Origin of the sequence: Nitrosomonas eutropha (genome assembly GCF_003201195.1) — a bacterium.
Taxonomy (GTDB): Bacteria; Pseudomonadota; Gammaproteobacteria; order Burkholderiales; family Nitrosomonadaceae; genus Nitrosomonas; species Nitrosomonas eutropha.
In genome coordinates this window covers 1-16,469 of record NZ_QICQ01000040.1, presented here as the reverse complement: position 1 = coordinate 16,469, position 16,469 = coordinate 1, and the positions used below count along the sequence as shown (strand labels likewise).

Here is a 16,469-nt window from a genome sequence, read left to right as displayed (position 1 = left end):
ATAACTGTCGCCGCTGGGGTGGGAGCACATCAACCTGACCGGCGATTACCTATGGCGCAGCAGCGCCAAGGTCGGTGCGGGGAAGTTTAGGCCATTGCGACCGCTGCCACCGGCTTAGCGTGCTTTATTTTCCGTTTTCTGAGACGACCCCAAAATCCTCCGGTATTTGTAATTAATCGGCAGAATCTAGAAAACAGTGCTATCGACTGGTCGCGATACCATGAAAAATCCGGGTATCTGGTAGTCAAATCTAAGAAACAGCTTCGAGATCATCAAGAAATAGCTCTGAAACGGGTGGTTGAGGGTTTCAAAGAAGCCGATCGCGGCAAGATGATCATGGCTTGTGGCACCGGTAAAACCTTTACCTCTCTCAAGATTGCCGAAAAAATGGCTGGAGCGGGAAAACGAGTCTTGTTTCTTGTGCCCAGCCTTGCGCTGCTCTCCCAAGCGTTGACCGAATGGACCCAGGAATCGGCCATTCCGCTGAAAAGCTTTGCAGTCTGCTCCGATAGTGATGTTGGTAAGACAGGCACAGATGACCGAATCGTCACCGGTATCAGCGAGCTGCAATATCCGGCCACCACTGACGCTGAATCTTTGCGCAAACAAATTGCCAAGTTGCATTCAGATGATGCCATGACGGTGGTGTTTTCCACCTATCACTCCATTGGTGTCATTCACGAAGCGCAACAAGCAGAAGGGCACCCCCTGCCTGCCTTTGATCTGATTATCTGTGATGAAGCGCACCGTACCACCGGTGCCACGTTTGACGGAGAAGAAGAATCCCCTTTCGTCAGAATCCATGACAACCGTTACATCCAGGGGAATAAACGGCTGTATATGACAGCCACTCCGCGTATTTACGGTGATGCCGCCAAGCAGACTGAGAACGTTACCTTATGCTCGATGGATAACGAAGCACTGTACGGTAAAGAACTCTACATCATCACCTTTTCTGAAGCGGTCTCACGCAAGTTGCTGGTGGATTACAAAGTAATTGTGCTGGCTATCGAAGAAAGCCACATCAATCGCCGCTTGCAGGGCCTGTTAAGCAATCAGGGTAATTCGTTAAAAGTGGATGATGCGGCCAAGATCGTGGGTTGCTGGAAAGCGCTATCCAAGCAAGGACTGTTTGCAGGTAATGAGCTACTTGCTCGGCCCATGAAAAGTGCGGTGGCCTTTTGCCAGATTATTGAACAGGAATACAGAGGCAACAAACACAAAGTCAGCTCGAAGCTGATTTCAGAAATGTTTGGTGCAGTGGTGAGCCAGTACCAGGAAGCAGAAAAGAAAGCCTTGCAGGAACAAAATACCAATGCCGTGCTGGATCCTGCCCTGTCCATGAAGTGTGAAGCGCAGCACGTAGATGGCAGCATGAACGCCGGTGAAAAGGAAAGCCATCTGGAATGGCTGAAGGCAGAGACGGATGACAACACCTGCCGCATTCTCTCCAACGTGCGCTGCCTGTCCGAAGGGGTAGATGTGCCTTCGCTGGATGCGGTGTTGTTTCTGACACCCCGCTCTTCTCAAATAGATGTTGTGCAATCAGTTGGCCGTGTCATGCGCCTGGCACCTGGGAAGCAACTGGGCTACGTAATTTTGCCAGTTGTCATTCCTGCTGGAGTAGAACCGGCAGAAGCTCTGAACAACAACGAAACCTACAGAGTAGTCTGGCAAGTATTAAATGCACTCAGAGCGCATGACGATCGCTTTGATGCCATGATCAATAAACTGGAATTCAATGGCAGCATGCCCACCAAAATGGAAGTGGTGGCAGTAGCTGACAACGTTGCACCGAGGGCAAGGGCAAGAAAGCAGGATAAAACACAGCGTAATGCTGGAGTTGCACGTAGAGGTGAGGCTATCGGCACAGCTGAATCTCCAATTCTTCATCAATCTGAAATCAGCTATAAGGTTGGTGAAATTGAACGCGCGCTCTATGCCAAAATCGTCAAAAAATGTGGCAATCGGCATCATTGGGAAGATTGGGCCAATGATATTGCCAGAATTGCCAACACCCACATTGACCGCATCAAGGCCATTCTGGAAGATACCTCCCACACCACGGAAATTGCTGCCTTTCAAGCCTTTGCCAAAGAGCTGCGCGATGATCTCAATAACAGCATCAGCGATGAAGAAATCATCGAAATGCTGGCACAGCATCTGATCACTCAGCCGGTATTTGATGCCCTGTTTGAACAATACAGTTTTGCTCGACACAATCCCATGTCGCAGGCGATGCAGCAGGTGCTAAATCAGTTACAGGAACACCACCTGGACAAAGAGCGGGATACGCTGGAAGATTTTTATGAATCCGTCAAAATGCGTGCCAGGGATGTAAATAGTGCTGAAGGCAAGCAGCGCATCGTAGTGGAGTTGTACGATAAATTTTTCCGTAACGCTTTTCCCAGAATGACTGAACGGCTGGGAATTGTCTATACGCCGGTAGAGGTAGTGGATTTCATCCTCCATTCGGTTGAACACGTGCTGAAAACAGAATTCAACTCCAGCATGGCTGATGATAATGTTCATATTCTGGATCCGTTTACGGGGACGGGAACGTTCATTACCCGCCTGCTGCAAAGCGGCATCATCCCTGAAGAGCGATTGCCCTACAAATATCAGCACGAGATCCACGCCAACGAAATTGTACTGCTCGCCTACTACATTGCTGCCATCAATATTGAAGCCACCTATCACGGTATTCTGGTGGGCAATATCCACGGTGAGCAAGACAATGATCTGATAGTTGATAAACCATATATTGAATACCAGCCGTTTAAAGGAATATGCTTAACCGACACCTTCCAGATGGCAGAAAAGGAAGATCAGTTCGATGAATTGCTGAAAAAAAACAGCAATCGTCGAAAACGTCAGCAAAATCTGGATATTCGTGTGATTCTTGGCAACCCGCCTTACTCGGCGGGACAAAAGTCTGCCAACGATAACAACGCCAATGTGGACTATCCAAAGCTCGATGAACGCATTCGCAGTACCTATACCGTGCGTTCGCAAGCGACAAATAAAAACGCACTTTATGACAGCTATATTCGTGCTATTCGTTGGTCGTCTGACCGTATCAAAGATCGGGGGGTGATTGGTTTTGTTACCAATGCCGGTTTCTTGGAGGCAAACGTAGGTGATGGTTTGCGCCAGTGCCTGGTGGAAGAGTTCAGTAATTTGTATATTTTCCATTTACGTGGCAATCAACGCACATCCGGCGAACGATCACGTAAAGAAGGTGGAAAAATCTTCGGTTCTGGTAGCCGTGCTCCGATTGCCATTTCCATCCTGGTTAAAAAGCCCGAAGCCAAGGTGCGAGGCAATATCTACTTTCATGATATCGGTGACTACCTGACCCGTGAACAGAAGCTGGAAGTTATTACAGGTTTCGAGAGTATCAACGGTATTACTAAACAGAAGTGCTGGCAACAGATCGTACCAGATCAATTTGGTGACTGGTTGAATCAACGTGATCCGAATTTTGATACCTATATTAGTCTGGGAGACAAGAAGGACAAAACAGAAAAGGTAATTTTTGAAAACTACTCGAGAGGAGTTGCAACTGGTAGAGACGCGTGGGTATATAACGCATCACTTAATCGCGTTAAGAACACTACTGAAGCGATGGTTGCCTACTTCAATAAATCAGTAGAAGAATACAAAAACCTCTGCCAGGGTATAACAAAAGAAAACTGGCCTGATGTTGAAAGGTTTCTTGATTTCAATACCAAGACTATTAGTTGGACACTTGAATTAAAGCAGGATCTGGCACGTCAAACCTGCCGCACTTATAATCCAGAAGGTCTAAGAAAGGCCTTATACCGACCTTTCACCAAGAGCTGGATGTTTTTTGATAGGCATTTCAATAGCGGTGTTTATCAAATACACAAGATCTTCCCAACCAAAGACAGTGAAAATCTGGTGATTTCTGTTACTGGTAGAGGATCGACAAAAGAATTTTCCTCGCTAATAACAAATATTATTCCTGACCTTGAAATGATTTCTAAAGGACAGTGCTTCCCGCTTTATCTATACGAGAAAACAACATCAGATGCTTCTCCATTCAATGAAGAAGGTGAACCACAATACCAGCAGCGTGATGCTATCACCAATGATGCTTTAGAACATTTCCAGGCGGCTTATCCGCAAATCAAGATCAGCAAGGAAGCTATCTTCTACTATATTTATGGTTTGCTTCACAGTGAAGATTACCGCGAACGCTATGCTGATAATCTCAGTAAACAATTGCCACGTATTCCACGTGTAAAAACAGCTGCTGATTTTAAAGCTTTCAGTCAGGCAGGGCGTGACTTGGCAGATTTACATCTGAATTATGAAACTATTCCCATGCACACAGGTGTTCGCCTTGTTGGGAGTTTGAAATATTTGAGAGTAACCGAACAAAAGATTCTTGGTGGAGAGGATAAAGATTTCTATGTCACAAAAATGAAGTTCGGTAAAAAGAGAGATCCTGAAACAGGTAAGAGCATTGATGACAAAACAACAGTTATCTACAACACGAATATTGTCATTGAAAACATCCCGGAAGAAGCTTATGACTATGTGATCAACGGTAAACCTGCGCTTGAATGGGTGATGGAGCGTCAGTGTGTCAAAATTGATACAGCCAGTGGGATTACCAACGATGCCAATGATTGGGCTATCGAAACGATGAATAACGCCAGATACCCGCTTGAACTCTTTCTGCGTGTTATCACCGTTAGCCTGAAAAGCCAGGCGATTGTGAACGGGTTACCGAAGCTTACTACCCAAGCTGTCGCTCTGGATCAATCTTCCCTGTTACAGGAGAAGCGTTTCGCAACAGGTCGCTGACTCTCTTTTATGTAAACCCCGGTGATAGAATTCCTCGTTTAATTTATTGTTTCTGGTGTTGTTTTTCATCTCAGTTACGGTGCAATTGAATTATCTCCAATGAACAACCTAAACCCGAACTCATCAAGAGAGCCTTCAGCAAGGGACAATACAGCTTGTGTTGAATCTTCCTCACTGGCGATAAACCTGTAGCCGTTGAGTTCGAGGAACAGCACGCCAATTACAAATCCTGTCCGTTTGTTCCCATCCACAAAAGGATGATTTTGCAGAATCCCACCTGTGTAAGTAGCGGCCAAGAGGAAAATATCAGGTTGCTGATCGTAGGCAAAAAAATTGAGTGGTCTTGCAAGTGCTGATTTTAGAAGATTCCTGTCGCGAATGCCCGATGCACCACCATGCAGAGAAATTAAGCGCTCATGGATGGCAAGTGCATCCTGCTCAGTTATCCAGACAGGTGCTGTCACTTCGCCAATGCACGCAGTGTATTACGGTATCGGTTACATATATCTTCTACCTTTGCCATTTTTTCACCAAATGAAGGATCGTATGGCGTAATAAGATACCTTCCATCAGATGCCTCGGTTAAGAATAAGCGCTGCCCATCCCCGGTACGTAAGTGATTAACCACTTCTTTTGGCAAAACAACACCAAGAGAATTACCAAATTTTCTGACTTTCAATTCAATCATATCACCCCCAAAGTTATAACTAATGTAATAACATATAATAACAAAAATTAATTTCAGTTTGAAAAATTCAGGAATCTTGATGAACTTTACAATCCTTAAAAAGATTTTCTGTGGGTGGTTGTTATCTGCCGTGCTTCTGCCGCAGATAGCAGTAGCAAGCGAAGTACAAAGTCTGATTACGAGTGAAATAGAGCAGGGCACCATAACGATCATCGGTGAAAATCACAAACGGCCAGAATCTATCCAGTTTTTCAAAACCGTGATAGATGAATATCTACAACAGAGAAAATGTCTGGTTGTTGCTCTCGAAATAGCCAGCAGCCAGCAAACGATTCTTGACCAGGTGTTTGAAGGAAAAGCGGATATATCCAGTGTTGCTATCCCGCCAATGATTGATCATCCAGCCTATCGGGTAATGATTCATGATCTGGCCGAAATGAAAAGAAGTGGTAAATGCCTGAAATTGCTTGCTATAGATGCTGATTTAAAAACAAACAGTCCACGTGATGAGTGGATGGCAATGGTTCTTGAAAACCAGACAAAGGGGACGCCTATATTGGCGTTGTTGGGTAGTCTCCATACCCTGAGACGTGTTGATTGGAGTCGTGAAGATCCATCTCCTTTTGTTGCTGAAATTCTTGCAGAACGAAAATATGTAGTTAAAACCTATCCGCAAGTCTGGAAAGATAAAAACTGTCATACCTACAATCTACTAATATCTTCTGATACAGAGGAAGCAACAAGATTGATCAACGATGGTTTGATTTCACTGTTAAATGCCTATGATTATGAGACCGTGAAGAGTGTAGTTGATGGTGTGATTTTGTGGGAATGTAACCAAAGATTATGAATGAGGTTTGATCGGTTTTTAATAAAGCTGTTTAAACCCTTCATGTGCTTTCCTGCTTTTGTTTTTCTTTTGGTGCTATTTTTGTTTTTTTTAGGTATTTTTTTGGGCTCTTTGGTTAAAGAAAAGGTTAAAGATAGGGTTAGTGCTGCAAAAAATATCTGTTTTTTTAATTTAATATCAATTACTTAGAAAAATGTCTTGCAGGTCATCCGTCACGCTTTTGCATGTCATCCGTCACGCTTTTGCAGGTCATCCGTCACGCTAAAGGTAAGTTTCAGGTACTAGATGCAGGTCATCCGTCACGCATTTGCACCTTTAACGGGCAGAGTGATTCAAAATTGTGGATAACTTAGCACTGAGAAGTTTTCTAATTCATTAACAAGCCTATAACCGTAGCAAATACCGTACATTTTGTGACGGATGACCTGCACTTTGTAAAAATGGCGTAGGTCATCCGTCACATGGTGCAGGTCATCCGTCACAGGTTGCCATTGACCTGTGGATAAGTCTCTCTTTGACTGGTCGAGAGCATGGTTTTGAACTCTGAAGATGCGCAAACGCCTTTGCGCACCCCTGATTTATTTTGTACTCAATACGATGTTGGCTTACTCGCGGACGCAACAAATTTGATCGTTGCTATCAAGTGTGACAAGGGTAGCAATTTTGGCTTCTTGTACTTCAGCACAGGCTTTTTTTACGGATTGACGCCAGCTTCGCGCGTTCTTATCCGTTGATCCGCACATTTGGCGAAATTTTTCGGCGTTTAATGGATATGGGTGTTGGTGACTTCCAATGTAGTCTGCTAGGCGACGGGCAACGGGAGAAAGATCACGGTACACTTTCCATACGTGATTAGTGAAGGTGTTGCCTGCAAATAGCACGATTAAGTTGGGATCAATCCACACACGATATTGTGTCGGCTTGCACTCGTTATCGTTAATTGCAGTGTAGTTCTGAATTAGCGATATTGCTTCGCTTTTACCGTAAGCTTTTGTATTAAGAGCTAATACTTCGTTAGCTTTCAATCGTGAAATACATTCGCGGGCGCGATCGTAATTGCGCCCATTTTTTGGCCAGCCCATATCACGAACCAGATCTTTAATGCTGAACTCAAATGGTTCACCTAGGGGCACACTTTCGCCATATTTGAGGATTTGCAGCCAAACGATTTCATCGTCCTCGGCACGCAGTTCAATACCGGTGTAGAGAATAGATATGTGTTCGTTGTAATGAAACAGTTTTTCGTGCATAAGCATTTTGCGAGGTTCACGCTTATTGCGAGCTGTGAAGATTGACGAACGTGCGTAATCGTTTGGGATATGTCGCATATCCTTTTGGGCGCCTATTGTGTCGGGAAAGACCAGATCAAGCTGAGTTTTAGTATTCGGTTTGATACCCTTACTACTCAGATAAGCGTTACGTTGTATCTTGCTTATCTGATCAGATAGGTCTTTTTTTGTTTTCTCTTCATTTCTTTTCATGGAATTTTTCTCTAGAGCAACCATAACACGTGCTACCAGTTCATTAGTATCATTCACAGCCATTTTAGTGTCCACTGAAACTACTGTATCCATTGCATCCACAGTAGTATTTTTTTAAAAAAATAACCAAATGACATAAAATTGATTGATGAATAAATCAAGAGATACAGAGGAAATTTCACCTGAAGCACGCTTCATTTTCGGTCGAAACTTTCGCCATGCGAGGAGGGCGGCTGAATTAACACAATGTGATATCACAAGAATTACAGGAGTCATGCGTGGATATATCAGTAAAGTGGAGTGTGGAAAGGTTTCAATTAGCGTGGACAAGATGGAAGTATTAGCCAATGCCGTTAAAGTGCCACTTTGGAAATTATTAACACCAATTACCTCCGACGATAAGTAAATAGCATATTCCACTTGCATTTCATACGTTATTTAATATAATACTGAGTGTACACTATATTGCACAATATGTAACTTAATATAACTCATTATTCAAGATGAACGGGTCAAATGCATTACACATAGAATACGATCGTCGCATTTCAGAAAAGATAAGGCGTGAGCTTGGATCGGTTGTATGTGCTCTGTTGGAAGATAAGACCGTGATTGAGATTATGCTTAATCCAGATGGCCGTTTGTGGGTGGAGCGTTTAGGAAGGCCAATGGAGGTCGTTGGAGAGATGTCAGCGATCCAGGCCGAAAGCCTGATGGGTACGGTTGCATCCACGCTTAAAACACAGATTACTGCCAGTAACCCGATTCTTGAATGCGAATTACCTTTCGATGGATCTCGATTCGAGGCATTGATCCCTCCTGTAGTTTCAGCGCCAGTATTTACTATCAGGAAAAAGGCAATCCAGGTCTTTACCCTGGAGGACTACGTTTCAAGTGGAATAATGACTTTGCATCAAAGCAAAGTGATTAAAGATTCGGTTAAAGATCATCTTAATATTCTTGTGGTCGGCGGAACGGGCACAGGGAAAACAACCCTCACGAATGCCATTATTGACTACATGGCTGTTGAAGCGAATCAGGATCGGATAGTAATCATAGAGGATACTGGTGAGCTGCAATGTACAGCAGAAAATGTAGTGATTATGAGAACGGTGGATCATGTGGACATGACCAGATTACTCAAGTCAACCATGCGATTGCGCCCTAACCGTATTCTCATAGGGGAGGTGCGCGATGGCGCAGCTCTGGCTTTACTCAAAGCCTGGAACACAGGACATCCTGGAGGGATTGCGACGGTACACGCAAACAGCGCAACCGAGGGACTGTTACGTATTGAGGAACTGGTAGCAGAAGCAAATACATCGCCCAAACAACGCCTGATAGCGGCAGCAATTAATGTCATTATTTTTGTTGCCAAGGACAGTATGCATCCGGCTGGGCGTATTGTTCGTGAAATTATCCGGGTGAACGGATATGACGGCCAGAATTATTTAATTAAACCAATGTAAGGGATCTCCATGAACTCAGCGACAGTAGCAACATCTCCACTATTTCTGTACCTCCATAATCTTTTTAAAAGCCCGTCGTTCTGGTTGGTTGTGGTGATTTTTGCTCTTTTCTTTGGTGTTATTGATTCAGCGTATGCAGCTGATGCAACAGCAGGAGGTGGAGCTGGGTTACCGTGGGAAGGCCCAATACAGAAAATTTCTCGATCTTTTTCTGGCCCAGTTGCTTTCGGGGTTGCTCTTTTAGGCATTATTGCCTGTGGAGCAACCCTTATATGGGGTGGAGAAGTATCAGAATTTATAAGGAGAATTATTTATGTTGTCCTGGTGGTTTGCGTCATCGTATTTGCCAACACATTACTGACCGGTACGCTGTTCTCTGGCGCTGTTGTTCCAGCTGACGCGCATATCATGGCAGCAGACTTAACTGCCTTTGGTAATCCAGCTTCAGCTATTTCAGAAAAATAAAAATGGCTCAATCTGTAGATAAAAAGCGCAAAACAGCATTTCATCGTGCTCTACATCGCCCTCAGCAGATTATGGGCGGAGAGCGCGAGTTAATGCTCTTTTCTATGCTTATAGCAGGCACTCTTGTCATTACTGCGATGAATTGGGTGGCAACTGCAATCGGGTTATTCGTTTGGACGCTTTGTATCTATGGGCTGCGGCGCATGGCAAAAGCCGACCCGGAGATGTCGAAGATCTACTTACGGCAGCTTCGTTATGGTGTTTATTACGGGCCTTTTTCAAAATATTCTCGTGTTTCCAAGTCTTCAAGAAACTACTGATTGAGATTGAACAAATGCTTGCTCTTAAATCTTTCCGTGATGAAGCTGCTGGATTGCCAGATTTACTCAATTACGCAGCTTTAATTGATGAGGGAATAGTTTTAGGTAAAGACGGTTCATTAATGGCCGGTTTTTATTTCCGTGGTGATGACGCAGCATCATCAACTGCTTCTGACAGCAACTATCTGACAGCAATCGTTAACAATTATCTTCTCCGCTTCGGAAGCGGGTGGGCTGTGTGGATTGATAATACACGTCTACCTTCACCGAATTATCCGTCACCGGGAAATTCACATTTTCCCGACCCGGTTACAGCATTGATTGATGCTGAACGACGTGAAATGTTTGAACAGAACAGCATGTATTTTGAGAATGAGTACACGGCCATATTTCAGTACCTCCCACCCTTGCGTCATAATTCCAGGCTCAGTGAGCTAATTTACGATGATGACAGCCTTAACGATAATTCTCCGGCGCAACGGTTGATTGATGACTTCAAGAAAACACTAATCACCTTGGAACAAGGGCTCGCCGATCTCATAAACATGCGTCGAATGAGGACGGTAACTATCAATGTGGAAGGAAGTACGTACCAAAGCGATGAACTGGTGAACTACTTGCATTTTGCGATAACCGGTGAAGAAATAGCGTTACGGATACCAGATTGCCCAATGTATTTGGATGCCTGGCTTGGTTACCAGGAACTCTGGCCGGGTGATACTCCGAAATTAGGCAATAAATTCATTGCCTGCGTCGCAATTGATGGGTTTCCTTCTGCAAGCGAACCCGGAATCTTGAATCTCCTGGATGGATTACCTCTAGCTTACCGCTGGTCATCACGGTTCATATTTCTGGAGAAGCATCAGGCCATATTTTCTCTTAACCGATATCGTCTCAAGTGGCGTCAGAAGATAAGGGGATTCTGGTCACAGGTATTTAAGTCACAGAAGGGCGTGATTAATACTGATGCACTGGATATGGCAACACAGACAGAATCCGCGATCAACGATGCCCATTCCGGGCTTGTATCTTACGGCTACTACACGCCGGTTATTGTACTCATGCATGAAGATCGAATACATCTTGAGAAACAGGCAGATTACGTAAAGAGGCAAATTGATTACATCGGATTTTCGGCCAGAATAGAAACAGTAAATGCATTAGAAGCATGGCTGGGCAGCCTGCCGGGCCAAACCTATCCGAATATCCGTCGCCCGCTGATACATACGCTTAATTTGTCAGATCTTTTGCCTCTTGCAAGTATCTGGCCGGGACTTAAACAAAATCCATGTGATTTTTTTCCGGCCGGATCGCCTCCGCTGATGCAGACAGTAACAACAGGCGCTACTCCGTTCAGGCTCAATTTACACGTTGGCGATGTCGGACATACGCTTATATTTGGTCCAACTGGAGCTGGTAAATCCACTCTACTTGCTTTGATAGCAGCGCAATTTAGCCGCTACCAAAGCAAACCAGGCATGGATGGATCTAAACTACCTGCCAGCGTACTTGTATTTGATTATGGGTACAGTCTGTATACGCTTTGTAAAGCTGCACAGGGAATACATTATGATATTGGCAACGACAGTGAAGAAATAGGAGCTGTCATGCCATTGGCCGATATTGATAGTCCGGCAGGAGCATTGTGGGCGGAAGAGTGGATTGCAACCTGTTATGAATTACAAGCTCTTAAACCCCCCACACCTCAGCAGAAAACAGAAATTCATCGAGCAATTGGCTTGCTGCGTGCCGCGCCAATGCACGGAAGATCACTGACAGATTTTGTTGCTCAGGTACAAGATAACGATATACAGGACGCACTTTCACATTACACCTTAAAAGGTCCGATGGGTCATTTGCTTGATGGTGCTGAAGATTCTATGGAGCTGGCTCAGTTCACCACATTCGAGGTTAAGGAATTAATGTCAATGGGAAGGGCTAATGCACTTCCCGTTCTCCTGTATCTGTTTCGCCGGATTGAAAAAACCATGCATGGCCAGCCGGTTCTATTGGCCTTGGACGAAGCCTGGGCGATGCTTGGTGATCCAGTATGGCGAGAAAAAGTACGTGAATGGCTCAAAACATTGCGAAAACAAAATTGCTCAGTCGTCCTGGCTACACAATCCTTATCTGATGCGGTCAGATCTGGATTACTGGACGTTCTAACAGAACAATGTCCAACAAAAATACTGTTACCCAACAAAGAAGCGGATCAGTACGGCACCAAAGAAACACCAGGGCCAGCTGATTTGTACACCATGTTTGGATTAAATAAGCGGGAAATAGAAATACTTAAAAATGGCCAATACAAACGGGACTATTACTATAAATCACCGCTTGGACGCCGCCTGTTTGAATTGGGACTTGGCCCACTGGCACTCGCTTTTCTGGCTGTATCAGATAAGGACAAACTGGCGGAAATAAGATATTTCATTGATAGGTACGCTAACGGCTGGCCGTTGTCTTTTCTAAAACATAAGGGAATAGATTATGAACGCTATATCGGTCACTAAAACAATAAAAAGTGGGCTGCTCGTATTGGCCGCATCAACCTTGTTTGGTGCTGCTCTTTTCTATAGTCGGCCTGCACCAGCTCTGACCGTATTTTGTTCTAACTGTAGCAACTGGTGGACACAGGCACTGGAAAAACTTGAACTGATTAACACCCAAATAAATACGGCAAGGCAGTTACAGGATTCACTTCAGCAAGCTATATCCTTGCCTGGCAGGATGTTCCAGAATGTTACTTCCAATCTGCAAAGAGTGGTTGGTGTTTATCAGAATGCGAGAATGCTTGGTCGGGATGTACAAAATTTTGATGAAAGATTTATGAGGCAATTCAGTGGATATGAGAATTATCTCAGGACTATCGGAAATGGAACGGTAGACATGGGTGGGCGTTATCGGCAATGGTCAGATTACGGTATGGAGAACATACGAGCTGCCATGAAATCAGCCGGTTTCAACGTGGAAAGTATTTCATCAGATAACGATATGCTCGATACCATGCTTTCACGATCCAGCTCTGCGTCTGGCCGTCTACAAGCATTGCAGGCCGGGAACGAAATAGCAGCTTTAAATGTGCAGCAACTCACGCGACTAAGAGATATGTTTTCCAGTCAGATTACATTGCAAGCTAACTACATGGCAACTCAAACCGAGCGACAAGCCATGGATGATGCGTTAGCAGAAGAAATGAGAAGAAGCAGAATACGCAACTCTAAAGACACAGGATTTTGATATGGATTTTCTAAAAAATATATGGGTAGTCAGTATTTTGTCTGCTGCGATTGGCGGTATAGCAACATATTATGCGACGATCACAATGGTTATTTCTGCGCCTAGCGTAACTATTGCGAATCCAGAGTGCTCAGCAGCCAAGGTTGACCTTGAAACTACTGAGAGAAAGCCACTTTTACAGGATGGCAGAATACGCAACTCTAAAGACGCAGGATTTTGACAACGTAGCAGCAGGATACATAGCTCCGAGGAGAAGGAATATTGAAACGCTAGATCGTAGGCAAATATTTTGCCTTTTCGGGTTGGTTGCAACTGTCTTTTTTATTGCGCCAGGTACTGCGATTGCCGCTGATCTTCACGATGCAACCGGTTCATTTAAAGACTTGCTGGGATTAATACAAAACAGCGCATCATACTGGGATGGAAAATTACGGGACTATGCCATAACCCTTTTCTGGAGCTTAGCTGTCATTCAACTCATCTGGACGTTTTTACCGTTAGTTTTCAAACAGGCAGATTTTGGAGAGATCGTCGGAGAATTAGTCAGGTTTGTTTTAGTAACTGGTTTTTTCTTTGCATTACTCAAATTTTCAACCAGTTGGGGACAAGCAATTATTAACAGTTTCCGTGAGGCTGGAGGTAATGCTTCAGGTTTTGGAAAAACGATTTTTCCTGGCGATATGTTCGGAATAGCTGTTGAACTGGGCGATACCATATTGCATGTTCATACGTTAAATCCTTTGACAGCAGTGTTTGTAACGCTATCCGGAGTAATTGTAGTACTTTGTTTTGGATTTATCGCTGCATTCATGGCGTTGACATTAATTGAATCATATATCGTTATTAATGCTTCTGTTTTATTTATGGGATTTGGGGGGTCACAGTGGACGCGCGAGTACGCGTTAGCCATCACCAGATACGCCATCGCTGTAGGAGCAAAGCTGTTTATTCTGACACTGATCGTCGGATTGATTATGAGTTCGGTTAATGACTGGAAAGCCAGTTTCCACAATGACAATGCTGACATGCTGACGATGGTTGGATTAGGATTGGCGTGCGCCTACCTCTCAAAAACCATTCCAGAACTGGTAGCAGGAATGATTACAGGATCTTCTCCGACTGGCGGTCACGCTCTTGGTTTCATGGCCGCTGCTATTTCGGCCGGTGTTGCATCAGGTATTTCGGCGGCAGCAACCAACGGCATATTTGGTAAGTCAGGAACCGGGATTGGGAGCAACGGGTCAGGAAGTGATGGATTAGCAGATATGATTAGTTCCTCTCTTATGGGAGGCAGTTCATCCACCGGTAGCAATATGCGTGAAAATATAAATGCTTATGGCAACTCGGGTGATAGCAATTCAAGATCTCCCATGAATAACACGCTGCCTCCACAGCGTACAGGAGGAGGACAAACTGGCAAACCAACGACATTGGGAACACCCCCTACAGGGGGTCAATCACAGGGTGATAACAAAAGTCCGGTTTCTCCTTTAACGCAATTTGCTGATAGCGCGGTGAAATCTACCGGTATTATGGCTGCAATATCTGTCCCTGGTATGGAACCAGCCATGAATTTATCCCTGAACGTTCCACCTCCAGATTATGGGGAAGATGAAGATAAAAATCAGGATATGGCACCAAATAAGAACATGGGTGCCGGTGATTCCAACATCATACTGGCAGGCGAGACTACTGTCCCGAGCAATACTCCTCCTCAACAAAATCAGTCAGATAAGCAGACAAAACCAGATTTGTAATCATCCAGTTCTGTAAGATTCACCAAAACATTTTCTCCTTGTCTCGAACGATATTGATGATACTGGCATTTTAGTCTAGTATGTATACTATAGTGTACAAAACAAGGTATTGAGATGAACAACGATGACAAGAAAATAAAAACACAATCGTCAGATACTCCCTATCTGGCTGCTCGCAGAGAATGGAACGAGCGTTATGGAAGTTATATATCAAGGGCAAATAATTGGCGCCTGGCAGCTCTTGGCAGTATCGCCGTATCGATCATTGCTGTCAGTGGATTGGTGTATATCTCTGCGCAACACAAGATCGTGCCGTATGCCGTCGAATTTGATGGCAATGGAGAGGTCACGAAAATAGCACGCACTACGGTTGCCAGTGCACCCAATGACAGACAAATGATTGCAGCGCTACGAAATTGGGTTATAGGTGCACGAACTGTTTATACAGATCAAAGCGCACAAAAAGCATTGATTGATACAACCTATGCGATGACTTACCCGGATAGCGCATGTTATCAGACGATTGCCACATATCACCGCGAGAAAAACCCTTATCAGCGAGCGGCCAATGAAACAGTTGAAATCGCAGTGAATGCTGTGGTTCCGATTACGGATTCTACCTGGCAGATTGAATGGACTGAAGTAACAAAACAACGATCTGGAAAACTGGTTGATACCAGGCAATATCAGGCGTCAGTTACCACGGTACTGTCACCGCCGATAAATGAAGAGCAGATTATGGTTAATCCACTCGGAATTTATGCGCAGCAATGCTCATGGTCGGCTCGTATTAATAGCAATTTCTGATACTGAGGGACACATGAAAAAACAACAATTGATCATAGGCATGGCTGCTTTTGTATTAACTATTCCCGCATATGCACAAACATCTCAAAGCCAGAATGAGCCATTACCAATATTTGCAGGACAAAAACCACGACTGGATTCAAAGGAAGTGTACGGAGCAAAGCTTGCTAACCAATGGAAAACAAACCCTGACAAGCCGCGTCGCGGCGAGGATGGAAACGTTAAATATCTTTTTGGTGCAACCCTTCCAACTCTTGTCTGCACCCCATTACAGGTATGCTCTATACGTTTGCAGCAAGGTGAAATCGTCAATGATGTCCATGCTGGCGACGCAGTACGCTGGAAAATCACACCGGCTACCGAAGGTTCAGGGCAGACAGCATCAACCATCATTATTATTAAACCCACAGATATTAACCTGACAACAAATCTGATTGTTACTACGGACAGACGCACCTATATGTAATAGCTTGCGTTTGAAACTGGCCATGCTCGCAATCGACGTGTTTTTCTGCTCACAATAACTGCAACTGAAAAGCTGTTCATGCTCACGCTA

At 44.4% G+C, this 16,469-nt stretch carries 15 protein-coding genes; 12 read left to right on the top strand and 3 right to left on the bottom strand.

Features of this window, described 5'->3' with window-relative positions; translation table 11 throughout:
• Positions 1-93 precede the first annotated feature (93 nt).
• Positions 94-4,836 carry a DEAD/DEAH box helicase gene (locus tag C8R14_RS11835; protein WP_082211282.1) on the top strand — a complete coding sequence of 1,581 codons (4,743 nt, stop codon included), beginning with the start codon at positions 94-96 and terminating at the stop codon, positions 4,834-4,836.
• Between the two features lie 74 nt (positions 4,837-4,910).
• Here C8R14_RS11835 and C8R14_RS11830 read toward each other — a convergent pair whose 3' ends face one another.
• Positions 4,911-5,300 carry a type II toxin-antitoxin system death-on-curing family toxin gene (locus C8R14_RS11830; protein WP_011630644.1) on the bottom strand — a complete coding sequence of 130 codons (390 nt, stop codon included), beginning with the start codon at positions 5,298-5,300 and terminating at the stop codon, positions 4,911-4,913.
• Positions 5,297-5,524, bottom strand: a complete 228-nt coding sequence (locus C8R14_RS11825; protein ID WP_011630643.1) for an AbrB/MazE/SpoVT family DNA-binding domain-containing protein — start codon at positions 5,522-5,524, stop codon at positions 5,297-5,299. Before C8R14_RS11825 ends, C8R14_RS11830 begins: the two co-directional genes overlap by 4 nt.
• 58 nt (positions 5,525-5,582) lie before the next feature.
• Between C8R14_RS11825 and C8R14_RS11820 the strand changes: the two genes are divergently transcribed.
• Positions 5,583-6,374: a hypothetical protein gene (locus C8R14_RS11820; RefSeq protein WP_143000377.1), complete on the top strand. Its 792-nt coding sequence runs from the start codon at positions 5,583-5,585 to the stop codon at positions 6,372-6,374.
• 605 nt (positions 6,375-6,979) lie between these two features.
• Here C8R14_RS11820 and trfA read toward each other — a convergent pair.
• On the bottom strand, positions 6,980-7,948 hold the full coding sequence (gene trfA, locus C8R14_RS11810) for a plasmid replication initiator TrfA (protein ID WP_011630641.1): 969 nt from the start codon (positions 7,946-7,948) through the stop codon (positions 6,980-6,982).
• Between the two features lie 55 nt (positions 7,949-8,003).
• On the opposite strand from trfA, the gene C8R14_RS11805 reads away from it, so the two are divergent.
• From C8R14_RS11805 to C8R14_RS11760, 10 genes are all read left to right on the top strand, one after another.
• Complete coding sequence (locus C8R14_RS11805; protein ID WP_011630640.1) at positions 8,004-8,261, top strand: helix-turn-helix domain-containing protein; 258 nt, start codon at positions 8,004-8,006, stop codon at positions 8,259-8,261.
• Positions 8,262-8,358: 97 nt separating this feature from the next.
• Positions 8,359-9,324: a P-type conjugative transfer ATPase TrbB gene (gene trbB / locus C8R14_RS11800; protein ID WP_011630639.1), complete on the top strand. Its 966-nt coding sequence runs from the start codon at positions 8,359-8,361 to the stop codon at positions 9,322-9,324.
• A gap of 9 nt (positions 9,325-9,333) precedes the next feature.
• Entirely contained in the window at positions 9,334-9,789 is a 456-nt protein-coding gene (locus C8R14_RS11795) for a TrbC/VirB2 family protein (RefSeq protein ID WP_011630638.1), read from the top strand.
• A 2-nt stretch (positions 9,790-9,791) separates the two neighbouring features.
• Positions 9,792-10,109, top strand: a complete 318-nt coding sequence (locus tag C8R14_RS11790) for a conjugal transfer protein TrbD (RefSeq protein WP_011630637.1) — start codon at positions 9,792-9,794, stop codon at positions 10,107-10,109.
• A 14-nt stretch (positions 10,110-10,123) separates the two neighbouring features.
• The gene (locus tag C8R14_RS11785; protein WP_011630636.1) at positions 10,124-12,622 is read left to right on the top strand and encodes a VirB4 family type IV secretion/conjugal transfer ATPase; all 2,499 of its coding nucleotides are present in this window, start codon (positions 10,124-10,126) and stop codon (positions 12,620-12,622) included.
• Entirely contained in the window at positions 12,600-13,349 is a 750-nt protein-coding gene (trbJ, locus tag C8R14_RS11780) for a P-type conjugative transfer protein TrbJ (RefSeq protein WP_011630635.1), read from the top strand. The genes C8R14_RS11785 and trbJ overlap by 23 nt, the downstream gene beginning before the upstream one ends.
• A gap of 1 nt (position 13,350) precedes the next feature.
• Entirely contained in the window at positions 13,351-13,569 is a 219-nt protein-coding gene (locus C8R14_RS13610) for a hypothetical protein (RefSeq protein WP_041353900.1), read from the top strand.
• The gene (gene trbL / locus C8R14_RS11770; RefSeq protein ID WP_110332626.1) at positions 13,532-15,106 is read left to right on the top strand and encodes a P-type conjugative transfer protein TrbL; all 1,575 of its coding nucleotides are present in this window, start codon (positions 13,532-13,534) and stop codon (positions 15,104-15,106) included. Before C8R14_RS13610 ends, trbL begins: the two co-directional genes overlap by 38 nt.
• Before the next feature lie 114 nt (positions 15,107-15,220).
• Positions 15,221-15,913 carry a VirB8/TrbF family protein gene (locus C8R14_RS11765; protein ID WP_011630633.1) on the top strand — a complete coding sequence of 231 codons (693 nt, stop codon included), beginning with the start codon at positions 15,221-15,223 and terminating at the stop codon, positions 15,911-15,913.
• A 13-nt stretch (positions 15,914-15,926) separates the two neighbouring features.
• Positions 15,927-16,379 (top strand): TrbG/VirB9 family P-type conjugative transfer protein, encoded by a 453-nt coding sequence (locus C8R14_RS11760; RefSeq protein WP_011630632.1) that lies wholly within the window; start codon positions 15,927-15,929, stop codon positions 16,377-16,379.
• Positions 16,380-16,469 lie beyond the last annotated feature (90 nt).